23 protein-coding genes are annotated in these 21,316 nt (G+C 61.8%); 11 read left to right on the top strand and 12 right to left on the bottom strand.

Annotation, left to right across the window (positions count from 1 at the left end):
• Positions 1-2: 2 nt before the first annotated feature.
• Positions 3-437, top strand: a complete 435-nt coding sequence (locus E4T63_RS07540; RefSeq protein WP_027613988.1) for a MarR family transcriptional regulator — start codon at positions 3-5, stop codon at positions 435-437.
• Positions 438-564: 127 nt separating this feature from the next.
• The gene (locus E4T63_RS07545; RefSeq protein WP_135295187.1) at positions 565-2,337 is read left to right on the top strand and encodes a FimV/HubP family polar landmark protein; all 1,773 of its coding nucleotides are present in this window, start codon (positions 565-567) and stop codon (positions 2,335-2,337) included.
• A 142-nt stretch (positions 2,338-2,479) separates the two neighbouring features.
• Here E4T63_RS07545 and E4T63_RS07550 read toward each other — a convergent pair whose 3' ends face one another.
• Entirely contained in the window at positions 2,480-4,669 is a 2,190-nt protein-coding gene (locus tag E4T63_RS07550; RefSeq protein WP_135295188.1) for a patatin-like phospholipase family protein, read from the bottom strand.
• A gap of 71 nt (positions 4,670-4,740) precedes the next feature.
• On the opposite strand from E4T63_RS07550, the gene E4T63_RS07555 reads away from it, so the two are divergent.
• Positions 4,741-5,028, top strand: a complete 288-nt coding sequence (locus E4T63_RS07555) for a SelT/SelW/SelH family protein (RefSeq protein WP_135295189.1) — start codon at positions 4,741-4,743, stop codon at positions 5,026-5,028.
• Here E4T63_RS07555 and E4T63_RS07560 read toward each other — a convergent pair.
• Positions 5,022-5,915: a DMT family transporter gene (locus E4T63_RS07560; protein WP_086794533.1), complete on the bottom strand. Its 894-nt coding sequence runs from the start codon at positions 5,913-5,915 to the stop codon at positions 5,022-5,024. The genes E4T63_RS07555 and E4T63_RS07560 overlap by 7 nt on opposite strands.
• A gap of 74 nt (positions 5,916-5,989) precedes the next feature.
• Entirely contained in the window at positions 5,990-6,754 is a 765-nt protein-coding gene (locus E4T63_RS07565; protein ID WP_135295190.1) for a helix-turn-helix transcriptional regulator, read from the bottom strand.
• Between the two features lie 136 nt (positions 6,755-6,890).
• Here E4T63_RS07565 and E4T63_RS07570 point away from each other — a divergent pair, with 136 nt between their 5' ends.
• Positions 6,891-7,706 carry a UDP-2,3-diacylglucosamine diphosphatase gene (locus tag E4T63_RS07570; protein ID WP_007966031.1) on the top strand — a complete coding sequence of 272 codons (816 nt, stop codon included), beginning with the start codon at positions 6,891-6,893 and terminating at the stop codon, positions 7,704-7,706.
• Between the two features lie 120 nt (positions 7,707-7,826).
• Here E4T63_RS07570 and E4T63_RS07575 read toward each other — a convergent pair whose 3' ends face one another.
• Both E4T63_RS07575 and E4T63_RS07580 read right to left on the bottom strand, forming a co-directional pair.
• Positions 7,827-8,417 carry an HD domain-containing protein gene (locus tag E4T63_RS07575; protein WP_098967777.1) on the bottom strand — a complete coding sequence of 197 codons (591 nt, stop codon included), beginning with the start codon at positions 8,415-8,417 and terminating at the stop codon, positions 7,827-7,829.
• Positions 8,418-8,443: 26 nt separating this feature from the next.
• Positions 8,444-8,755: a DUF962 domain-containing protein gene (locus E4T63_RS07580; protein ID WP_003222750.1), complete on the bottom strand. Its 312-nt coding sequence runs from the start codon at positions 8,753-8,755 to the stop codon at positions 8,444-8,446.
• 164 nt (positions 8,756-8,919) lie between these two features.
• Here E4T63_RS07580 and E4T63_RS07585 point away from each other — a divergent pair, with 164 nt between their 5' ends.
• The gene (locus tag E4T63_RS07585) at positions 8,920-9,975 is read left to right on the top strand and encodes an AraC family transcriptional regulator (RefSeq protein ID WP_209318229.1); all 1,056 of its coding nucleotides are present in this window, start codon (positions 8,920-8,922) and stop codon (positions 9,973-9,975) included.
• On the opposite strand, the gene E4T63_RS07590 is transcribed toward E4T63_RS07585, so the two are convergent.
• Complete coding sequence (locus E4T63_RS07590) at positions 9,932-11,386, bottom strand: TrkH family potassium uptake protein (protein ID WP_135295191.1); 1,455 nt, start codon at positions 11,384-11,386, stop codon at positions 9,932-9,934. The two genes, E4T63_RS07585 and E4T63_RS07590, sit on opposite strands and share 44 nt — an antisense overlap.
• Before the next feature lie 121 nt (positions 11,387-11,507).
• On the opposite strand from E4T63_RS07590, the gene E4T63_RS07595 reads away from it, so the two are divergent.
• Positions 11,508-12,074 (top strand): nitroreductase family protein, encoded by a 567-nt coding sequence (locus E4T63_RS07595; protein ID WP_098967781.1) that lies wholly within the window; start codon positions 11,508-11,510, stop codon positions 12,072-12,074.
• Between the two features lie 962 nt (positions 12,075-13,036).
• Here E4T63_RS07595 and E4T63_RS07600 read toward each other — a convergent pair.
• From E4T63_RS07600 to E4T63_RS07625, 6 genes are all read right to left on the bottom strand, one after another.
• Positions 13,037-14,377 carry a sensor histidine kinase gene (locus tag E4T63_RS07600; protein ID WP_135295192.1) on the bottom strand — a complete coding sequence of 447 codons (1,341 nt, stop codon included), beginning with the start codon at positions 14,375-14,377 and terminating at the stop codon, positions 13,037-13,039.
• 181 nt (positions 14,378-14,558) lie between these two features.
• Positions 14,559-15,008, bottom strand: a complete 450-nt coding sequence (locus tag E4T63_RS07605; RefSeq protein ID WP_047600020.1) for a Spy/CpxP family protein refolding chaperone — start codon at positions 15,006-15,008, stop codon at positions 14,559-14,561.
• A gap of 199 nt (positions 15,009-15,207) precedes the next feature.
• On the bottom strand, positions 15,208-15,885 hold the full coding sequence (locus E4T63_RS07610) for a response regulator transcription factor (RefSeq protein WP_007966021.1): 678 nt from the start codon (positions 15,883-15,885) through the stop codon (positions 15,208-15,210).
• 7 nt (positions 15,886-15,892) lie between these two features.
• On the bottom strand, positions 15,893-16,303 hold the full coding sequence (locus E4T63_RS07615; RefSeq protein ID WP_027613976.1) for a translation initiation factor 2: 411 nt from the start codon (positions 16,301-16,303) through the stop codon (positions 15,893-15,895).
• Positions 16,304-16,600: 297 nt separating this feature from the next.
• Positions 16,601-16,900 carry a YciI family protein gene (locus tag E4T63_RS07620; protein ID WP_135295193.1) on the bottom strand — a complete coding sequence of 100 codons (300 nt, stop codon included), beginning with the start codon at positions 16,898-16,900 and terminating at the stop codon, positions 16,601-16,603.
• A gap of 1 nt (position 16,901) precedes the next feature.
• Entirely contained in the window at positions 16,902-17,498 is a 597-nt protein-coding gene (locus tag E4T63_RS07625; RefSeq protein ID WP_027613975.1) for a septation protein A, read from the bottom strand.
• Positions 17,499-17,585: 87 nt separating this feature from the next.
• Between E4T63_RS07625 and E4T63_RS07630 the strand changes: the two genes are divergently transcribed.
• From E4T63_RS07630 to E4T63_RS07650, 5 genes are all read left to right on the top strand, one after another.
• Positions 17,586-18,449: a PHP domain-containing protein gene (locus E4T63_RS07630; protein ID WP_135295194.1), complete on the top strand. Its 864-nt coding sequence runs from the start codon at positions 17,586-17,588 to the stop codon at positions 18,447-18,449.
• 13 nt (positions 18,450-18,462) lie between these two features.
• Entirely contained in the window at positions 18,463-19,092 is a 630-nt protein-coding gene (locus E4T63_RS07635; protein WP_007966016.1) for an L-threonylcarbamoyladenylate synthase, read from the top strand.
• 123 nt (positions 19,093-19,215) lie between these two features.
• Positions 19,216-19,914, top strand: a complete 699-nt coding sequence (locus tag E4T63_RS07640; RefSeq protein WP_171061841.1) for a segregation and condensation protein A — start codon at positions 19,216-19,218, stop codon at positions 19,912-19,914.
• An 11-nt stretch (positions 19,915-19,925) separates the two neighbouring features.
• Complete coding sequence (scpB, locus tag E4T63_RS07645) at positions 19,926-20,903, top strand: SMC-Scp complex subunit ScpB (RefSeq protein ID WP_135295195.1); 978 nt, start codon at positions 19,926-19,928, stop codon at positions 20,901-20,903.
• Between the two features lie 145 nt (positions 20,904-21,048).
• Positions 21,049-21,240, top strand: coding sequence for a DUF1289 domain-containing protein (locus E4T63_RS07650; RefSeq protein WP_135295196.1), 192 nt, complete (start codon positions 21,049-21,051; stop codon positions 21,238-21,240).
• Positions 21,241-21,316 lie beyond the last annotated feature (76 nt).

Below are 21,316 nucleotides of genomic sequence, written 5' to 3' on the forward strand. Positions count from 1 at the left end.
TTATGCCGTTAACCGATCAACACCGCTTTGGCATGCAATTGGCCCAGATGTCCCGAGGCTGGCGTGCCGAACTGGATCGCCGACTGGCCGGTCTGGGTTTGTCCCAGGCGCGCTGGCTGGTGCTGCTGCATCTGGCGCGTTTCGAAGACGCGCCGACCCAACGCGAGCTGGCGCAAAGCGTCGGTGTCGAAGGGCCGACCCTCGCGCGCTTGCTCGACAGCCTGGAAAGCCAGGGCCTGGTGCAACGTCAGTCGGTGATGGAAGACCGCCGGGCGAAAAAAATCGTGCTCTGCGCTCCGGCGCTGCCGCTGATCGAACAAATCGAAACCATTGCCACGCAGCTGCGTCACGAATTGTTCGAAGGCGTCGACGAGGCGGATCTTAAGGTGTGCATGCGCGTTCACGGGCACATTCTGGGCAACCTGGAAAAATCTTGAGGCATAAACCGCGCGCCGTTTTTTGAGGGATCGCGCAGAGCAGACTATAAGAACTACTGGGCAATATCGTGTTCGTACCGGATGTGCGAACGCATAGAAACCGGTTTTGCTTATTTAAGGGATGCTCATGCTCGCAAGTCGGCACGTTGTACTGCGCGGTGGCGCCAGATGGCTGCTGGTCGCTGGTGTATTCAGCTATTCGACCTGGTCGATGGCGCTGGGGTTGGGGGACATTACCGTCCACTCAGCCCTCAATCAGCCGCTCAAGGCCGACATCGCCCTGGTGGATGCCGCGGGCCTCAGTGCCAGCGACCTCTCGGCCAGCTTGGCCACCGCGGATGAATTCGCCCGGGCCGGGGTTGAGCGGGTGTTCTTCCTCAATGACCTCAAGTTCACCCCGATCCTGCATGGCAATCGCCAGATGATCCGGGTGACCTCGCGCAAACCGGTCAATGAACCCTTTCTGAATTTTCTGGTGCAGCTCAATCAGCCCAATGGCCGCCTGCTGCGCGAGTACACGCTGCTGATCGATCCACCCGGATCGCCGAGTATCTTGCCGGCCACCGACGAGCCCGATCCACGTCCGCAATCTTCTGAATTTCCCACCGTCGAACCTGCCACGGCGGCGCCTCAGGCTGCTCAGGGCAAGCGCGACGCCGCCCCTTCAGCGCCACCCCCTCCGGCGACGGCGGCGCCAGCCAACGATGCCGTGGCCGAGCAATTGGCGGCCAGCGCGTTACTCAATCAGCAGCTGCAAAAGACCGTCGAGGAACTCAACACAAAACTGCAGGCGCAGGATATCCAGCTAGCCGACGGCAAAAAGCAGATCAGTGATCTGCAAACGCGTTTGAGCGAACTGCAACAGCCGCCGGCACCGGCCCTCACGCCGCCAACTCCCGCGCCAGTCACCACTGCGCCTGAAGCTGCCGACGATGGTCTCAACTGGCCGCTGCTCGGTGGCTTGCTGATGCTGCTGGGATTATTGGGTGCCGGGCTGTTCGTACGACGTCGGCGGCAACTGGTGGAGGGCGCGGCGCCACTGGCAGCTCTGCCGGCAGATCGGCAAACAGATCCTGAAGACCCGCCAACCACTCAATCGGCGAGCATCCGCGCAGCCACCGAACACCGTGAAGAACCGGCGGCCGGCGATGTGCTGGAGGCGGTGGGGATCTATCTGGCTTATGGTCGTTTGAGTGAGGCGGTCGGGTTGTTGCGCAATGCCATGGACAAGGAGCCCGAGCGCACCGAATTGGGTGTGCAATTGCTCGAAGTGCTGGGGCGGCAGGGCGACAGCGCTGCTTATGAACAACAGGAACACCGCCTGCGTGATGCCGGGGTGGATCCTCAGCAACTGGCTGCGATCCGAGAGCGGCATTCAAAATTGACCGGCGCTGCGCCGATAACCCCGGTGCTGCCAATTGCCGCCGCCGCAGCGGTGGCGCCTGCGCCACCGGCGGCCGAGGATGATTTCGAGTTGAATCTGGGTGAGCTGTCGATGGCGTCCAGTTGGGATCTTGAAGACAGTCGTTCGACACCTGAGCAGCCCGTAGAGCGGACTGCATCGAACTCCGGCCTGGAAATCCTGCCAGCGGACTTCGAGTTACCCGAAACCGGGGCCAGCGAAGAGGCGGAGCTGGAGTGGATCCCCGAACCGGACGCGCAGCCGCTGGACGATGACTTTCTTAACGAATTCGGCGACCCGGGCGAGTTGCTGGCGCTGGAGCCGCTGGATCTAGCGGCGACTGAGCCGGAACACGGCTCGGAGAAACTCGAACAGGCACAGACCTGCATTGATGATGGGGATATCGACAGCGCGATTGCCTTGCTCAATGAGTTGCTCAAGGAAGGGGATGAACCCCTCAGGCAAACGGCACGGACGTTACTCGCGGGTATTCGCTGATGGTTGAGTCACCGGAATTGTGCGGTGACCGGACTATCGCCTTCGCGAGCAAGCCCGCTCCCACAGTTGGAATGCGTTCCAGTGTGGGAGCGGGCTTGCTCGCGAAGGCGGCCTGGCAGGCAATATAGATCCACCTGAATGATCAGAACGTCTGCCCCAGATTCAAATAAACCGCCTGCTCATTCGCATCATTCAAGCCATACGTGAAATTCAACGGCCCCAACGGCGTATCGAAGCCGATGAACACACTGGCGGCATTGATGTAGCCACTGTCGAATTCATTGTCGTTGTTCCACGCCCGCCCACGCTCCAGCGACGCCCCGGCATACAGCGGGAAGTCCAGCGGCAGGTAGGAACGCGGCGTCAACCGGCGGTAATACACCGCGCGCATCAGGCTGACGTTCTGCCCGGAAATCGAATCCTCGCGAAAGCCCGACAGCTGTCGCGCACCGCCGAGCAGGAAACTCGACGTCACCACGTTGGCGTCGTCCAACGTTCGGCCATAACGGCCGCCGAGAATCAGTGTATCCGGGCCATGGCTCATGGCTTTATCGAGCTTGAATTCCCACTGCCGGTAGCGCGTATCCGAACCCAGGCCCGGTTCGAATTGCATCAGGGTCAGGCTGACGTCCTTGCCCTCGTGGGGAAAGTAGACGTTGTCCAGCGAGTCGAACGAGTACTTCAGCGAGTAGAACCCTTCAGTGAAGTTTTCTCTCGGCAGGTCCTGATCGCCGATGCGCACATCCGCTTTACCCCAGGCCTCGCCGACCCCGAAGCGGATTTCACCGTTATTGCCGATCTGCCGGCCGAAATTGAGGCCGAAACCGTAGCGTTCGACGCGATATTGGGCGATCGGGTCGTTGTCGAGCACCGCATCGACGTTCTGCGCTTCAAACGCAGCATACGGGGCGACGAAGTAGCGCGAGCCGACGTCCAGCGGCTGATAGAACTCGGTGTAGAGCTCCTGTTTGTCGCCGATTTGTGCGCGGGTCAGCCATTCCGCGCCGAGGCGGTTGATGCCGTTGATGCGGTAACTGGCGCCGAGGTTGAAGGCGCTGTCACCGCGCATGTCGTCCGCCAGATTAAGGCCGACCCGCAGGTAATCGGTGCCGCTGCGTTTGCCCCGGGCGCTGATCACCAGCGTGTGATCCTGGCCCTTGTGCACTACGCGGTACTGCACCTGTTCGAAGTAATCCAGGCCGTACAGCGTGCCCATGTCCGAGTGCAGTCGGCCCAGATCCAGAGGCTCGCCGATCGGCTGACGGATGTAATAGCGAATCACCTCATCGCCGACTTTCGAGTCGTTCTCGACCCTGATCGCGGTGATGATCGGCGTGCGCTGGCCCGGGGCGCGGGCAGCGTTCAGTTCGGCGTCCTGGGATTGTTGAGGTTTGAGCTGAGCGAGGCGGGTGTCGAGAATCCGCGTGGCGCGGTAACCGGCGTCGATCATTTCCTGGGCTTTGCCGAAATCAGTGACCCCGAATGCCGCCAGCGCCGGCTGGATCAGCACGTCGCCGGGTTTGAGGGCGGCCAGTTGCTCTTCGGAGTTGCGCCGGGTCATCAGGGTGATCGACTGGTTCAGCACATCGACCACGGTGGTCAGTTGCTTGCGGTTGCGCAGCGGAGTGCCGATGTCGACCACGATCGCCACATCGACCCCCATTTCCCGCGCGACGTCGAGCGGGATGTTATCGGTCATGCCGCCGTCCACCAGCAGCCGGCCGTCCAGTTCGACCGGGGCGAACACCGCCGGGATCGACATGCTGGCGCGGATCACCTGCGGCAAGTGACCTTTGCGGAACACCACTTTTTCGCCGTTGGCGATGTCGGTGGCGACCGCGCGGAACGGGATTGGCAGCTTGTCGAAGTCGCGGGTGTCGCTGGTATGCGCCAGCAGGCTTTCCAGCATCAGCGCCAGGTTCTGGCCCTGAATCACCCCCAGCGGCAGGCCGAGGCTGCCGTCATCGCGGAAACTCAGTTGCTGTTTCACCAGAAAATCGCGGTCGTCCTGTTTGCGGCGAAACGGCACGTCTTCCCGGGGCGGCGCGTCGGACAGTGCCTGTTGCCAGTCGATGTTCAACGCGAGTTTTTCCAGCTCATCGATCTTGTAGCCCGAGGCATACAGGCCACCGACCACCGCGCCCATGCTGGTGCCGGCAATCGCATCGATCTTGATGCCTTGCTCCTCAAGGGCCTTGAGCACGCCAATGTGCGCCAGACCACGGGCAGCGCCGCCGGACAGCACCAGGCCGACTTTCGGGCGGGTGGCTTCGGTGGCATTCACAAATAACGGCAGCAAGCCAAGCAGCAGGCAGAACAGCAAACGGCGCATGGTGAGTCTCGGGGCAAGCGATAAAGCCGGCTATTATAGCGGCGCCCTCTGTCTCAGGAGTTTCAGCGAACATGTCTGTTGCAAAACCGGAAATCGTCATCACGTATTGCACCCAATGCCAGTGGCTGCTGCGCGCCGCGTGGCTGGCGCAGGAACTGCTCAGCACTTTCGGCGACGACCTCGGCAAGGTCTCGCTGGTGCCCGGCACCGGCGGGGTATTTCACATCAGCTGCGACGATGTGCAGATCTGGGAGCGCAAGGCCGACGGCGGCTTTCCCGAGGCCAAGGTGCTCAAGCAGCGAGTCCGCGATCAGATCGACCCTGAGCGCGACCTCGGCCACAACGATCACACTCAGTGAGACGCCGCTTCGGCCGCGACGGTTTTCTTGTCGGCGCTGCCTGACATCCGCGCGGAGACCACGATGGCGACGATGATCAGCGCGCCGCCGACCAGCATGCGCACAGTCGGGTTTTCATCGAACAGCAACCAGGCGACGGTGATGCCGTAGACCGGCTCCATGGCGAACACCACGGCGGCGGTGCGCGCCTTGATCACCGCGAGGCTGGCGACAAACAGGCTGTGCGCAACGCCGGTGCAGAACACCCCGAGCAGGCTGATCCACAGCCAGTCCATGGCGCGTACTTCGCTCAATTGCGGGGCCGCGATCGGCAGCAGACACAGCGCCACCACCACGTTTTGACACAGCGCCGCCTGCACCGCCGGGATACGTCCGGAGCTGGCACGGTTGGTCAGCGACAGCAAGGCGAACAACAGGCCTGAGAGTACCGCCCAGAGCAGGCCGGTGGTGGCGCCGCTGGCCAGATCGAACGCCGGGGTGACCAACACCAGACCGACGCTGACCAGCACCACCAGCACGACTTCATTGGCGCGGATGCGTTCGCGGAAAATCAGCCCTTCGAGAATCACGGTGAACGCCGGGAAGCTGGCAAAACCCAAGGTCGCGATGGCGACGCCAGCGACCTTCACCGCGATGAAAAAACTCACCCAGTGCCCGGCCAGCAACACGCCGCTGAGCGCCAGGCGCCGCCAGTCGACCGCCTGCAGTTTCTGCCAGCCGTGCTGACTGGCGAAGCGGGCGAAAAAGGCCAGGGCGAGCACGGCAAACGCCGCACGCCCGAAGACGATCACCGCCGGCGAGGCGGCCGCGAGTTTGCCGAACACACCGGTCAGGCCGAACATCAGAGCGCCAATGTGCAGGGCGCCGAGGGCGGTACGCGGAGTCATTGCAATCCTTAATCCGAACACAGTTTCAATGTTGCCCATTGAAACGTGTTGCGGCGCAGAAGTCTGTCGGCGAACTAGCGTTTTTTGTCGCAGGAGTCGCGACGCAATTGCCCCGGTGAGGCGCCGAACTCGCGCAGCACCGCCGCCGCGAACGCGCTCTGCGAACTGTAGCCGACCCGACTGGCGATCTCGCCGATCGGCAGCGCCGTCTCGCGCAGCAGGCAGACTGCCTTGTGCAGCCGTCGGCTGCGAATGTATTCCATCGGCGTTTGTCCGCATTCAGCCATGAACCGCGCATGCAGGCGGGCGCTGGACAAGCCGGCGATCTGCGCCAGATCGGCCACCTGCAGCGGGTAGGCGGCGTGTTGCTCGATGTGCGCATCCAGCGCCGCATAGGGCAGGCGCCGCGCCGAATGTTCGGCAGGTCTGGTGTGATTCAGGCTGGCCAGCAGCAACACTGCGCCTTGCTGGGCGATCAGCGGATCCGTGACCGGGCTGTTCGCCAGCCAGTTGACCAATTGGCTTTGCCCGGCATCAAGCGACAACCGTGCAGGCTGGTCGAGCAAGCGCTGACTGGCGTCGGCGTGCTCGCCCAGCGAATCGTTCAGCCATGGCCCGTCGGGTACGTCCAGCACCAGACAACGGCTGCCATCCGGGCTGCCGCAGGCGTGATGCGCGCCGCCGGGGACGACCACGAAACTCTGCTGGCGCACCTGGCTGCCCTGACCCTCGACTTCGAAATCCAGCGCGCCGGACAGCCCGAACACCAGTTGCGCGTGGTCGTGGCTGTGGACGATCAGGTCGTGGGTGTATTGGCGCAGAGTGAGGATCGGGCGCATGGAAGAAGTCTCCGAAGTGAGCGCCAGTCTACACCGGGGCGACGGGCTTGCGCGCTGTCACACGACTGACGCCTGTCTGTCATGGTCGATTCACCCGGCACGTGCACAGTGGCGAAAACATCGCAGAGGGTTGCCCATGACCAGCGCCGAGCTCGCCAAACCCAGCCGCAAACAACGGGTGCGTACCTTGTGGATTTCCGACGTGCACCTGGGCACGCGGGATTGCCAGGCCGAGCACTTGTCGCAATTTCTCAAGGGCTACCACGCCGACAAGATCTATCTGGTCGGTGACATCATCGACGGCTGGAAGCTGCGCGGTGGCATGTACTGGCCGCAGGCGCACACCAACGTGATCCGTCGCCTGCTGACCATGAGCAAGCGCGGCACCGAGGTGATCTACGTCACCGGCAACCACGACGAATTCCTGCGCCGTTATTCGAAGCTGATCCTCGGCAACATCCAGTTGGTCGACGAGGCCGTTCACGTCACGGCGGATGGCCGGCACCTGCTGGTGATCCATGGAGACCAGTTCGACGTGATCACCCGCTACCACCGCTGGCTGGCCTTCCTCGGCGACTCGGCCTACGAATTCACCCTGACCCTCAACCGCTGGCTCAATCACTGGCGAGCGCGTTATGGCTACGGCTACTGGTCGTTGTCGGCGTACCTGAAACACAAGGTGAAGACGGCAGTGAGCTTCATCAGCGACTTCGAAGAAGCCATCGCCCACGAATGCGTGAAGCGCGAATTGCACGGCGTGGTCTGCGGGCACATTCACCATGCCGAGATCCGCAAGGTCGGCGAGGTGGACTACCTCAATTGCGGCGATTGGGTGGAATCGTGCACAGCATTGATCGAGCACTGGGATGGCACGATCGAGCTGTATCGCCTGGCGGATGCACAGGCGCGGGAGGCACAGCTCAAGGCCGCCAAGGTTGCCGAGATTGCCTAGACCCCAGATATCTCCTGTGGGAGGGGGCTTGCTCCCGAATGCGGTGTATCAGTAAGTACATGTTTGTCTGACACACCGCCTTCGGGAGCAAGCCCCCTCCCACATTGATCTGTGGTGTTCTCAGGCCGGGCTGTGTTCTTCCATCGCCGCCTTGTAGATCGAGTGCTTCGGCTGGGCAAACAACCGCTCCATCATCGGCTCGAAGAAGCTCAGCGGCAGGGTTTCATAGGCCGGGTCGAACGCCGCCGCATCGTACCTGGCGCAAAATTCCGCCGTGGCCTGATACTGCGGATGCGCGGCGAATTGCTCGCGCAGATGCCGATCCATGCCCAGGTGATGGAAGAAGTAATAACCCTGAAAGATCCCGTGCTTCTCGACCATCCACAGATTCTCGGCACTGACGAACGGTTTGAGAATCGCCGCCGCGATGTCCGGGTGGTTGTAGGAGCCGAGGGTGTCGCCAATATCATGCAGCAGCGCACAGACCACGTATTCCTCGTCACGCCCGTCGCGATAGGCGCGGGTTGCGGTTTGCAGCGAATGGGTCAGGCGATCCACCGGGAAGCCGCCGAAATCGCCTTCGAGCAACTTCAGGTGCGCGATGATCCGCGACGGCAATTGCCGAGCGTAGGCGCTGAAGTCCGCGGCGATGATCGCCCAGTCTTCCTGTGTGCCGTCTTTCATGTGGGTGAAGCGGGCATTGGCGTTCATCGGCAAGCCTCCGGGTGTGTCGGGATTCAGAACGCCACGCGGCCGAGGATCATGTCGCGGTACATGACGAAATCGCCGAGCAGGCTGTACAGCGGATGCTGGAAAGTCGCCGGACGGTTCTTTTCAAAGAAGAAATGGCCGACCCAGGCGAAGCTGTAACCGGCCAGCGGCAGGGCCAGCAACAGCAGCCAGGCGCCTTTGGCGATGGTCATGGCCAGAATGAAAATCACCAGCGTGGTGCCGATGAAATGCAATCGTCGGCAGGTACTGTTGGCGTGTTCGCTGAGGTAATACGGGTAGAACTCGGCGAAAGTGTTGAATTGCTTGATGTTTTCCACGACTGCGATCTCTGTGGTTATTGTTCTGACGGCAAGTTGTTCGGCGGGTAGCTTATTTGAGTCTAGAGTGAACACTGGCATCAGCCAGTGACAATGGGCGCCACTTTAGTATCCTTCGCAAATCGGGTCGTAACATGCGATCCATCATGTAAAAGAATAACGCCATGAGCGAACGAACGACTTCTGCAAGCTGGGCGATGGGGATTGTCAAAGCATTGGAGATGGACGGCCTGGATTGCCGGGTACTGTTCAAGCAACTGGGGCTCGATTACGCGGCCCTGGATGATCCGGATGCGCGCTTCCCGCAAGATTCCATGACCCGCCTCTGGCAACGGGCGGTCGAGCTGTCCGGCAACCCGGCGATCGGCCTGAACATGGGCAAGGTGGTACGCCCGGCGTCGTTCCACGTTGCCGGCTATGCCTTGATGTCGAGCAACACCCTGGCCGAAGGCTTTCAACGGCTGGTGCGTTATCAGCGGATCATCGCCGAGAGCGCCGACCTGAGTTTTCGTCTGCTCGAAGAAGGCTATGCGCTGATTCTGACGGTGCATGGCGATCACCTGCCGCCAACCCGGCAGAGCGCCGAAGCCTCGCTGGCCTGTGCGCTTGGCCTGTGCGGCTGGTTGACCGGACGCACCCTGCACCCGGTCAAAGTGCTGTTTCAGGGTGACGAACCCGCAGACCTGCAACCCTACCGACAAGCCTTCCACGCGCCGCTGATGTTCAACGCGCCGTACGATGCGCTGATTTTCGAACGCGCCGACATGGAAGCACCGCTGCCCACCGCCAACGAAGCCATGGCGCTGCTGCACGACCGGTTTGCCGGGGAATACCTGGCGCGTTTTTCCGAAAGTCGCGTGACCCACAAGGCGCGCCAGGTGTTATGCCGTTTACTGCCGCAGGGCGAACCCAAGCGCGATACCGTGGCGCAGACCCTGCACCTGTCGCAGCGCACCTTGCAGCGCCGTTTGCAGGAGGAGGGCACCAGTTTTCAGCAGTTGCTCGACGACACCCGCCGCGAACTGGCCGAGCAGTATCTGGCGCAGCCGAACATGACCTTGCTGGAGATTGCCTATCTGCTGGGGTTTGCCGATCCGAGCAACTTCTTCCGCGCGTTCCGCCGCTGGTTCGATACCACACCCGGCGATTACCGGGCGCGGCTGTTGCAGGCGCCGGTCAGTGACGCCAAAAGGCTGGAATACACAGCACAAACACCGTAATGATCTCCAGTCGGCCGAGCAGCATGCCGAACGACAGAATCCACTTCGCGGCATCCGGCAAGGTGGCAAAGTTGCCCGCCGGGCCGATGGTCTCGCCCAGGCCCGGGCCGACGCCGGACACGGTGCTGGCAGCGCCGGTCAACGCGGTCATCCAGTCGACGCCGAGCAGCGACAGCAGCAGGGCGATCACGCAGATGGTGATGGCGAAGAAGAACGAAAAGGTCAGGATCGAACGCACGATCTCTTCGTCGAGACGGTGGCCGTTGTACTTTTGCTTGATCACCGCGCGCGGGTGAATCAGCTGGTTAAGGTTGGCCTTGAGCAGGATGTAGGCGACCTGGAAACGGAAGATCTTGATTCCGCCCGCCGTCGAGCCGGAGCAGCCGCCGACAAAGCCCAGATAGAAAAACAGCATCAGCGAAAAGTTGCCCCACAGGCTGTAGTCGCCGAGGGCAAAACCGGTGGTGGTGACCACCGACGTTACGTTCAGCGCCACGTGCCGCAGCGCTTCCAGCCAGTGCAGCTTGGTGGTCCACCAATACCAGGTGCCGAGCACCAGCCAGGTCACCAGCAACATGCCGAGCAAACCCTGCACTTGCTGATCCTTGATCAGTGCCCGACGGTTGCCGCGCATGGTCGCCACGTACAGCGTGAACGGCAGGCTGCCGAGAATCATCACGACCACCGCGACCCAGTGCACCGCCGGTTGCGTCCACTTCGCCAGGGACTGGTCGGAGGTCGAGAAACCGCCGGTGGAAATCGCCGACATCGCGTGGTTGATCGCATCGAACGGGCTCATCCCGGCCCACCAGAACGCCAGGCTGCCGAGGATGGTGATACCGACGTAGGCCGCCACAATCAGGCGCGCCACCATGTGCGAGCGCGGCATGACCTTTTCCGAGCGGTCGGATGACTCGGTCTGGAACAGGCGCATGCCACCGATGCGCAGCAACGGCAGAATCGCCACCGCCATGCCGATGAAGCCGATACCGCCGAGCCAGTGCAGCAGCGAGCGCCACATCAGGATCCCCGGGGACATGGTGTCGAGCCCGCTGAGCACGGTCGAGCCGGTGGCGGTGATGCCGGACATGCTTTCGAAGAACGAATCGGTGTAGCTGATGTGCTGGGTCAGCAAAAACGGCAGCGCGGCGAAAATGCACACCACCAGCCAGCTGCTGACGGTCAGCAGGTACATGTCGCGCGGGCGCAGGTGAATGTGCTCGGGGCGGCCGGGGATCACCAGTGCGAGGCCGGCGACGAAGGTGATCATGCTCGCCCAGAGGAACGACGGCAGATCGCCGGTGCGCTCGAAAATCACCAGGGTGGCCATGGGCACAACCATGGCGATGGCCAGGGTGATCAGGAAGATGCCGATGATGAAACCAATAATCCGTAAGGTCGGCAACGCCATGAAGTCCGCTCGGGCTGATGTAGGAAGGGCGCCATTCTACCCGTGGGGCAGGGCATGTAAACCGGCACCCTGTTGCCGGATACCGCTAGAATAGCCGCACATTTTTCTCAGGAGGTGGCCGATGCAGGCTCTCGACGCTTTGCTCAACCGTGTTTCCGTTCCACGCCTGGTCGAACCGGCCCCTACCGCCGAGCAGCGCGAAGCCCTGTTTGGCGCAGCCCTGCGCGCACCGGATCACGGCCACTTGCAGCCGTACCGTTTCCTCACCGTCGAAGGCGCGGCACGTGAGCAAATGGGCGAGTTGCTGGCCGAAGCGGCGCAGATGCAGGAAGGCGAAGTCACTGAAGCGATGATCGACAAGGCGCGCAACGGCCCGCTGCGGGCGCCGCTGGTGGTCGTGGTGATCGCGAAACTGCAGGATCACGTCAAGTATCCGAAGGCCGAGCAGTTGCTGGCGGCGGGGTGTGCGGCTCACGGAATCCTGCTGGCGGCGTACGCGCAGGGGATTGGTGCGGTGTGGCGTACCGGTGATCTGGCGTATTCGGCGCACGTGGCCAAGGGGCTGGGCCTGGCTGAAGACGAACAAGTGATTGCCTTTCTGTACCTCGGCACGCCGCAGAAAGAGCCGCGTGTGGCGGAGAAGGTCGATCTGGCCGAGTTCGTCAGCGCCTGGCCTTCCAAGGCCTGAACATCAAAAGCCCCTCACCCTAACCCTCTCCCGGAGGGAGAGGGGATTGATTGGGGAATGCGCCAGGGATGCGCCGAGCGGAGCGATCTTCACTGAATCCATATCGACACGGTTTGCCAGGTCGATGCACTTCGCATAACAACTCGGTCGGCTCCCTCTCCCGGAGGGAGAGGGGATTGATTGGGGAATGCGCCAGGGATGCGCCGAGCGGAGCGATCTTCACTGAATCCATATCGACACGGTTTGCCAGGTCGATGCACTTCGCATAACACCTCGGTCGGCTCCCTCTCCCCAAGGGAGAGGGGATTGATTGGCATGCTCCAGGGATGCGCCGGGCGGAGCGATCTTCACTGAATCCATATCGACACGGTTTGCCAGGTCGATACACTTCGCATAACACCTCGGTCGGCTCCCTCTCCCCAAGGGAGAGGGGATTGATTGGCATGCTCCAGGGATGCGCCGGGCGGAGCGATCTTCACTGAATCCATAATCGACACGGTTTGCCAGGTCGATGCACTTCGCATAACACCTCGGTCGGCTCCCTCTCCCCAAGGGAGAGGGGATTGATTGGCATGCGCCAGGGATGCGCCGAGCGGAGCGATCTTCACTGAATCCATATCGACACGGTTTGCCAGGTCGATGCATTTCGCATAACACCTCGGTCGGCTCCCTCTCCCCAAGGGAGAGGGGATTGATTGGCATGCTCCAGGGATGCGCCGGGCGGAGCGATCTTCACTGAATCCATAATCGACACGGTTTGCCAGGTCGATGCACTTCGCACAACACCTCGGTCGGCTCCCTCTCCCCAAGGGAGAGGGATCGATTGGCATGCTCCAGGGGTGCGCCGGGCGGAGCGATCTTCACTGAATCCATAATCGACACGGTTTGCCAGGTCGATGCACTTCGCATAACACCTCGGTCGGCTCCCTCTCCCTCCGGGAGAGGGCTGGGGTGAGGGGCTTTTAAGGCTGGACAATTGCCCCTGGCACCAACGGCAATTCCAGACTGGCGATAAACCCGCCCTCAGGATGATTGGCCAGCAGCAGACTCCCGCCATGCCGCTCCGCCGCGCGCTTGGCAATCGCCAGGCCCAGACCATGCCCGGCCGCCGTCTGCCCCGGCGCCCGGTAGAACGGTTCGCCCAACTGGCTCAGATGCTCGGCCTGCACGCCCGGCCCGTGGTCGCGCACACTCACCACAATTCGTTCGCCCTGACGTGTGGCCTGCAATTCGATTGCCTGCCCCACCGGGTTGAAGCGTTGGGCGTTGCGCAAAAGGTTATCGACGGCGCGCTCGATCATGGTCGGCCAGCCGGTCAGTGTCAGGTGTGGTTCGGCATCCAGGCGCACGGTCTGCTCCGGCGAGCCAAGTTGCGCGTCTTTCTGCAAGGTGCCGAGCAGCGCATTCAGGTCTACCGCTTCGGCACTGGCGTTGTCGGCATCGACCCTTGCCAGCACCAGAATCTCGCTGATCAGCGCTTCCAGCCGATCACATTCGCGGGTCAGGCGTGGCCAGAGCTTTTCCCGTTCTTCCGGGTTGGCCCGTTCCGCCAGTGCCAGCGCAATCCGCAGTCGCGCCAAAGGTGAGCGCAGTTCGTGGGACACATCGCGCAGCAACTGGCGCTGACTGCCGATCAGGCTTTGCAGGCGCGCGCCCATGCGGTTGAAGTCGTTGGCCAGCACGCCGAATTCATCGCGACGGTTGGCCAGTTTCGCCAGGCTGTTCTGCTGATAGGTGGTCTGCCCCAGATCATGCACCGCACCGCGTAAACGACTGAGCGGGCGGGTGATGGAGAAGGTCACCAGCAGGCTGAACAGGGTCAGCACCACCAGCGCAATGCCCAGCGCACTCAGCGGCCAGAGCAGGCTTTCGCGGTGCCAGGCGTCGAGCTCCGGGTGCGGGATGCGGAAGATGAACAGATAGGTGTCGCCGGTTTTTTCGCTGGTGAATTCGTCGGTCAGGCGCCGCCAGGGCAGGCGTCGGTCATCGTTGTTCTGCCGGGCTTCGAAGGCGGCGGCGCGACGCGGGAAGGTGCCACGCACCACCGGGTCGCCGCTTTCGTTCAGCACCTGGACATCGATGTGATATTGGCGTTTGCGCTGTTCGAGGATGTCCTGCGCGGCGTCTTCGCCCTGGGCTTCGTAGGTTTGCGTCCATTCGGCGGCCAGGGTGTTGAGGCCGGGATGGCGGCTGAGGATCCACGCGTCCTGGTTGAGCATGTGCCCGAGCAGAATCGACAGCCCCGCCACCAGAGCAATGGCCAGCCAGAAGCTCGCGAGAATACGCCAGAACAATGAACGCACAGAAAATCCTCAATCAAACAAAAAACTCAACAATGTGGGAACGGGCTTGCTCGCGAATGCGGTGTGTCAGTCAACATTACTTTGTCTGATACACCGCATTCGCGAGCAAGCCCGCTCCCACATTTGGATTGAGTGGCAACAGAACCGACGGCGCTTAGCCGTCGGATCCGAGGTTATCGCATTATTGCGCTTTTTGCGGTTGTTGCGCTTTCCACGCTTTGAACTCGGCCCATTCGGCGCGGCGTTCAGCCTGTTTCTTCTGGATCTCGTCGAATTTCTTCTGTTGATCCGGTTTCAGCAGGTTGCGTACGTCAGCTTCGGCTTTCTTGTGGTTGGCGGCCATCTCGTCTTTCATGGCTTTCTGGTCGGCCGGCGAGAGTTTTTCCAGGTACTTCTCGACTACCTGGCGACGCTCATGCATCTGCTCGCCCATAATCTTGCGGATCTGATCACGTTGTTCACGGGACAGGTCGAGTTGGCTGTACGGGCCTTTGCCGTGCTCACCGTGCATCTGACCGCCGTGGCGTGGGCCGTCGAGCGGGCCACCCATCGGGCCACCATCCTGTGGCATGGCCATGGCGACGGTTGGCAGAGCGGCAGCGAACATCAGAGCGATAAGAGTCTTGCGCATGGTGTATCTCCTTGTCTCGTTCCCGGTACGTTCCGGATGAGTTCAGATTACGGAGATCAAGGTCAGCGGCGGTCAGCGCTGCGTAAAGCTTGGGTAAAGACGCTTCGTACCCTGCCTGACAAATATCACTGGCACTGCGCCTGTGGCGAGGGAGCAAGCTCCCTCGCCACATATAGCATTCAGGCAGGTATTTCCCGATTTACAGGCTGTAGTAGTAACCGCGGCTGCGCAGGGCGACGATTCGCGGGCGACCGTCGGGGTGGGGGCCGATCTTCTTGCGCAGGTTGCTGACGTGCATGTCGAGGCTGCGGTCGTACAGGGTCAGTTTGCGGCCGAGGGCCAGTTGCGCCAGTTCCTGTTTGTCCAGCGGCTCGCCGGGCTGCTTGAGCAGGGCTTCGAGCAAACGACTTTCGGAAACAGTGAGAGTCAGTTCTTTCTCGTCGATGCTGACCACGCCACGCACCGGGCTGAAGCTCAGGTCGCCGAGTTCGAGCTGGGTCGATACTGCGGCCGGGTGACTGCGGCGCAGCACGGCGCGCAGGCGCGCGGTGAGTTCACGCGGATCGCAGGGTTTGGCCAGGTAATCGTCGGCGCCCAGCTCCAGACCGAGGATGCGATCCAGCGGTTCGCCCCGGGCCGAGAGCATCAGCACTGGCAAATCGGCGTGTTCGCTGCGCAATTGCTTGAGCAGTTCCAGACCGCTGCCGTCGGGCAGCATCACGTCCAGCACCACAGCGGCAGGCGCCGATTCGGCCAGCGCTTTGCGCGCGCTCTGGCCATCGTGGCAGGCGCGTACCTGGAAGCCTTCCTGGCTCAGCCAGCTACTCAGGAGTTCGCACAACTCCTGGTCATCATCAATCAGTAACAGCTCGCTCATGACTCACTCAATTTAGCCATTGCCGACGTTTTCGGCTTGCTCCACTGGCAAAGATACCGCACAGCAGCGCCAATAGCGCTACCCCGGCGCCGGTGACGAACCATTGCTGCTGTTCGGTCAACAGACGCGGCAATGGACTGGCCTGGGCTTCCTTGAGTTGCAGCTTCAGGCGCTGGTTCTCCTGACGCAACCGGGCAAGCTGGGCGCTTTCGCGGGTGTTATCGGCATTTTGCAGTTGTTTGCTCAGTTCTTCCCGCTGCTGCTCGCTGGCCTTCAGGCGCTGCTGCAGTTCGGTAATCTGACTGCCGGCACTTAACGACAATGGCGTGGAGCTGCCGCTTTCGGTGGTTTCCTCACCATGGGCGGGCGCCATGATCGACAACGTGACCCACATCAGACACAACGGACCTTTGCGCATTGCGATTCCTGCTTGCAAATGGATATTGGGCAGGTTGTCGGCAGGCAAACGAGAATAATGAGCGATTGAGAGCGGTTAGAACCGGGAAGGTTCAGTGCTTGGAGTGGGTTGAGTGTGGCGAGAGAGCTGTTGTGGTGAGGGGATTCAGCGAAACGTCGCACCGCCCCGATGGGCTGCGAAGCCGACCTGAAATGGGAGCATGCGGTGTGTCAGGCACACCGCATTGGATGGCTTTGGGTTGCTGCGCAACCATCGGGGATAAATCCCCTCGCCACAGAGCCCCTCCACATTCCTTGGTTACGGCAAAACTTGCTTGAACGGCTTGACGATCACGTCGGCGTACACGCCGGCGGCGATGTACGGATCGGCGTCGGCCCAGGCCTGGGCGGCGCTCAGGGAGTCGAATTCGGCGACGATCAGGCTGCCAGTGAAACCCGCAGCGCCCGGATCATTGCTGTCGACCGCCGGGTGCGGGCCGGCCAGTACGATACGGCCTTCGCCCTTGAGCACTTGCAGGCGTTCGAGGTGGGCCGGGCGCGCGGCGAGGCGGGCTTCGAGCGAGTTGGCGACGTCGGTGGCAATGATTGCGTAAAGCATGTCAGTCCTCGGTTTTTGGCGTTGTGGTATCGGCGTCATGCAGATGGCGGGACAGGTAGATGCCCTGACCGACCAGGAACAGCACGGTCATGCCCAGGCTGCCGAACACCTTGAAGTCGACCCAGATGCTCTGGAAGGTGAACGCCACGAACAGGTTGGCAGCGCCGCAGAACAGGAAAAAGGCGATCCAGGCGATGTTCAGGCGGGTCCAGACCGGATCCGGCAGGGTCAGCGCGTGGCCCATGATGCGTTTGATCAGCAGGCGGTCACCGATGAAGTGGCTGCCGATGAAGGCCAGGGCGAACAGCCAGTTGACCACCGGGGCTTTCCATTTGAGGAAGGTCTCGCTGTGGAAGGCCAGGGTCAGGCTGCCGAACACCAGGCAGGCGATCAGGGTCAGCCATTGGCTCTTCTCCAGCTTGCGCTGTTTGATGAACAACGCGCCGTAGACCACCAGGGAGCTGATGATCAGCATCGCCGTGGCGCTGTAAATACCGCCTACAGTGACCTCGTGGCCGGCGATATCGACAACCCGTGGATCAAGTTTGTAAACGATGAAGAACAGCAGAAGCGGGATGAAATCGATGAATTGTTTCACAGTGAGAGCCAGAAGCTGGATGTGGCGGCATAATAACAAACATATGGGCGCGCGATAGCGCCAGCTGATTTGAGGTTACAACTCCCCGTGAATGTTGATTTGCATTGCCACAGCACGGCTTCCGATGGCGCCCTGGCGCCGGCGGTTCTGGTTGCGCGTGCGTTCGAAAACGGCGTGCGAGTCCTGGCGTTGACCGATCATGACACCCTCGAAGGCCTCGCCGAAGCGCGCCGCGCCGCCGAAGAACTGGGCATGCAACTGGTCAATGGCGTCGAACTGTCCTGCACCTGGGGCGGCGCGACCATCCACGTGCTGGGCTACGGTTTCGACGTCAACGCCGCGCCATTGGTCGAGGCCATCGCCAGACTGCACGATGGCCGCTGGCTGCGGTCCGAAGAAATAAGCCGCAAGCTCGGCCTCAAAGGTATGCCCGGTGCCCTCGACGGCGCCCGGCAGATCCAGCAGGAGCTGGGCGACAGCGGCAACGCCCCGGCCCGTCCGCATTTTGCCGACTGGATGGTGCGTGAAGGTTTTGTAAAGGATCGCGCCGAGGCGTTCCGCAAATGGCTCGGCGCTGGCAAGCTGGGTGACGTCAAGCAACACTGGCCGACGCTGGAAGACACCGTCGCCACCCTGCGCGCCGCCGGAGCGTGGGTCAGTCTGGCGCATCCATGGCACTACGATTTCACCCGCAGCAAGCGCCGAAAGCTGATTGCCGACTATATTCAAGCGGGCGGGCATGCAATCGAAGTGGTCAATGGCCATCAGCCCGCGGAACAGGTCGGCAGCCTGGCAATCCTTGCCCGCGAGTTCGGTCTGCTGGTCAGCGCCGGCAGTGATTTCCATGGCCCTGGAGGCTGGTCCGAGATTGGCCAGTACCGGCCGGTTCCCGAGGACCTTCCACCCCTGTGGTGTCGGTTCAAACATGACACAGATATTGCCGCCGTCTGAACAGGTAGAAAACGTGAGTCAATTTTTCCAGATCCATCCGGAAAACCCGCAAGCGCGCCTGATCAAACAGGCGGTCGAGATCATCCGCAAGGGCGGGGTGGTGATTTATCCCACAGACTCTTCCTACGCCATCGGTTGCCAGATCGGCGACAAGACCGCGATCGAGCGCGTGCGCCGGCTGCGTCAGCTCGACGAAAAGCACAACTTTGCGCTGATCTGCAGCGACCTGTCGCAACTGGGCAACTACGCCAAGATCGACACCGGCACCTTCCGCATTCTCAAGGCGCATCTGCCGGGGCCTTACACTTTTATCCTCAACGCCACCCGTGAAGTGCCGCGCCTGTTGCTGCATCCGAAAAAACGCACCATTGGCCTGCGGGTGCCGAGCCATCCGATTGCCCTGGCGTTGCTGGCCGAACTCGGCGAGCCGCTGATGAGCGTGACCCTGATCATGCCCGGCGATGAAGATCCGCTGAGCGATCCGTACGAAATGCGTCAATTGCTCGAACACCAGGTGGACCTGATCATCGACGGCGGTTTCGGCGGGATCAAGGCGTCCACCGTGATCGACCTGACCGGCGACGACCCGGAAGTGATCCGCGTCGGTTGCGGCGATCCCGCGCCGTTCATGGTCGAGGCCTGAATGTCCGCAGTGGAAACCGTTGTCGATCCCCAGGCCGGCGCCCAGCAGGAACTGCCGTTTGCCATGGTCTATGGCCAGGCGGTCACGGAAATGCCGCTGGACCTGTACATCCCGCCGGATGCGCTGGAAGTGTTTCTCGAAGCCTTCGAAGGCCCGCTCGACTTGCTGCTGTACCTGATCCGCAAACAGAACATCAACATCCTCGACATCCCGGTGGCGGAAATCACCCGCCAGTACATGGGCTATGTCGAATTGATGCAGTCGGTGCGCCTGGAGCTGGCTGCCGAGTATCTGGTGATGGCGGCGATGCTGGCCGAGATCAAGTCACGGATGCTCCTGCCGCGCGCCGAAACCGTCGAAGACGAAGAGGACGACCCGCGCGCCGAACTGATCCGTCGCCTGCAGGAATACGAGCGCTTCAAGGCTGCCGCCGAAGGCATCGACGGCCTGAGCCGGGTCGGTCGCGATGTGGTCGTGCCCAAGCTCGACGCCCCGGAAGCCCGGGCGCGCAAGCTGTTGCCGGATGTCGCGCTGGAAGAGATTCTGATGTCCATGGCCGAAGTGCTGCGCCGGGGCGACATGTTCGAGAGCCACCAGGTCAGTCGCGAGGCACTGTCGACCCGCGAGCGCATGAGCGATGTGCTGGAACGGCTCAAGGGCGGCGGTTTTGTACCGTTCGTCGAGCTGTTCACCGCCGAGGAAGGTCGCCTCGGCGTGGTGGTGACCTTTATGGCGATCCTTGAACTGGTCAAGGAATCCTTGGTCGAGCTGGTGCAGAATGAGCCGTTCGCCGCGATCCACGTGCGAGCCCGAGCCGAATAACGAGTCGAAACATGAACCTGACTGAACCCCGCGAGCTGGCGCCCCTGCTTGAAGCCTTTCTGTTGGCCTCGGGAAAACCGCAATCGCTTGAACGCCTTTACGAACTGTTCGAAGAAGGCGAACGACCGGAACCTGCGGTCTTCAAGAAAGCCCTGAGCCTGCTGGCCAAGTCCTGCGAGGGCCGCGCGTTCGAGCTCAAGGAAGTCGCTTCCGGCTACCGCCTGCAGATCCGCGAGAAGTTTTCGCCGTGGGTCGGGCGTTTGTGGGAAGAACGCCCGCAGCGCTATTCCCGGGCGCTGCTGGAAACCATGGCGCTGATCGCCTATCGCCAGCCGATCACCCGGGGCGAGATCGAAGACGTGCGGGGCGTGGCGGTCAATACCAACATCGTCAAGACGCTGATCGAGCGCGAGTGGATCCGCATCGTCGGTTACCGCGACGTCCCGGGCAAACCGGCGATGTTCGCCACCACCAAGGCGTTTCTCGATCATTTCAACCTGAAAAACCTCGAAGACTTGCCACCGCTGGCTGAGCTGCGCGAGATGGAAACCGAGCCGGTCCTCGATTTTGACGACGCACCGGTACCGCAGGGCCTGCAGGAACAGGCCGACGCCAGCGCCGAATCGGAAGAACCGAAGGAAGAAACCAGTTTCCACACGCTGTTGCTGGAGCTGGACAGCATGGAGGAGGGGATCAAGACCGACTTCGACGATCTGTTGCGCGATGCTGCGGATGGTGAAGCGTCGACGACTGAGCCGGAAGTCGAGACCGTCGAGCCGGTGATTGAAGTTGAACTCGAGACCGAGCCAGAAGCCGAACCGGAAGAGGACATTCTTGGCGTTGCCGAAGCCCGGGAAAAACTCCTGGCCGCCGTCGCCGCCCTCGAACAACCGGTGCCAGCGCCCGAACCCGAGCTGAGCGAAGAAGAAGCCGAAGCCCGTGCGCTGGCCGAAGCCATCGAGGCCGAACGCCGCGAATTTGAAGACTGATCCGGTTTTCAAGATCACTGGTCAACCCCTGTGGGAGCGGGCTTGCTCGCGAATGCGGTGTGTCAGATATGCATGCATTGCCTGATACAGCGCATTCGCGAGCAAGCCCGCTCCCACAGGGGCAAGTGTTGTTCTGGAGTATTCGATGAGTTCCACCAAAGACCCGTGCATCAGCCTCTGCAAGTTCAGCGCCGACATCTGTCTCGGCTGTGGCCGCAGCAAGCGCGAGATCCGTGTCTGGAAGAAACTCGACAAAGACGACAAGCGTACGGTGCTGGCCGAAGCCGCGCTGCGCCTGATCAAGCTCGGTGGCGCCGGTCGGCGGAAAAAGAAATAACTGGCGATCGATCAGCTAGTCTCTGATGCGCGATGGCGCACATCCGCGTATGATTCGCGACCCTTCGGCGATCCCT

This window comes from Pseudomonas fluorescens (genome assembly GCF_004683905.1).
Lineage (GTDB): Bacteria > Pseudomonadota > Gammaproteobacteria > Pseudomonadales > Pseudomonadaceae > Aquipseudomonas > Aquipseudomonas putida_A.

Coding starts and splice junctions, on each gene's coding strand:
- E4T63_RS07540 (WP_027613988.1), top strand. CDS start 3: ATGCCGTTAACCGATCAACACCGCTTTGGCATGCAATTGGCCCAGATG.
- E4T63_RS07545 (WP_135295187.1), top strand. CDS start 565: ATGCTCGCAAGTCGGCACGTTGTACTGCGCGGTGGCGCCAGATGGCTG.
- E4T63_RS07550 (WP_135295188.1), bottom strand. CDS start 4,669: ATGCGCCGTTTGCTGTTCTGCCTGCTGCTTGGCTTGCTGCCGTTATTT.
- E4T63_RS07555 (WP_135295189.1), top strand. CDS start 4,741: ATGTCTGTTGCAAAACCGGAAATCGTCATCACGTATTGCACCCAATGC.
- E4T63_RS07560 (WP_086794533.1), bottom strand. CDS start 5,915: ATGACTCCGCGTACCGCCCTCGGCGCCCTGCACATTGGCGCTCTGATG.
- E4T63_RS07565 (WP_135295190.1), bottom strand. CDS start 6,754: ATGCGCCCGATCCTCACTCTGCGCCAATACACCCACGACCTGATCGTC.
- E4T63_RS07570 (WP_007966031.1), top strand. CDS start 6,891: ATGACCAGCGCCGAGCTCGCCAAACCCAGCCGCAAACAACGGGTGCGT.
- E4T63_RS07575 (WP_098967777.1), bottom strand. CDS start 8,417: ATGAACGCCAATGCCCGCTTCACCCACATGAAAGACGGCACACAGGAA.
- E4T63_RS07585 (WP_209318229.1), top strand. CDS start 8,920: ATGAGCGAACGAACGACTTCTGCAAGCTGGGCGATGGGGATTGTCAAA.
- E4T63_RS07590 (WP_135295191.1), bottom strand. CDS start 11,386: ATGGCGTTGCCGACCTTACGGATTATTGGTTTCATCATCGGCATCTTC.
- E4T63_RS07595 (WP_098967781.1), top strand. CDS start 11,508: ATGCAGGCTCTCGACGCTTTGCTCAACCGTGTTTCCGTTCCACGCCTG.
- E4T63_RS07605 (WP_047600020.1), bottom strand. CDS start 15,008: ATGCGCAAGACTCTTATCGCTCTGATGTTCGCTGCCGCTCTGCCAACC.
- E4T63_RS07610 (WP_007966021.1), bottom strand. CDS start 15,885: ATGAGCGAGCTGTTACTGATTGATGATGACCAGGAGTTGTGCGAACTC.
- E4T63_RS07615 (WP_027613976.1), bottom strand. CDS start 16,303: ATGCGCAAAGGTCCGTTGTGTCTGATGTGGGTCACGTTGTCGATCATG.
- E4T63_RS07620 (WP_135295193.1), bottom strand. CDS start 16,900: ATGCTTTACGCAATCATTGCCACCGACGTCGCCAACTCGCTCGAAGCC.
- scpB (WP_135295195.1), top strand. CDS start 19,926: ATGAACCTGACTGAACCCCGCGAGCTGGCGCCCCTGCTTGAAGCCTTT.
- E4T63_RS07650 (WP_135295196.1), top strand. CDS start 21,049: ATGAGTTCCACCAAAGACCCGTGCATCAGCCTCTGCAAGTTCAGCGCC.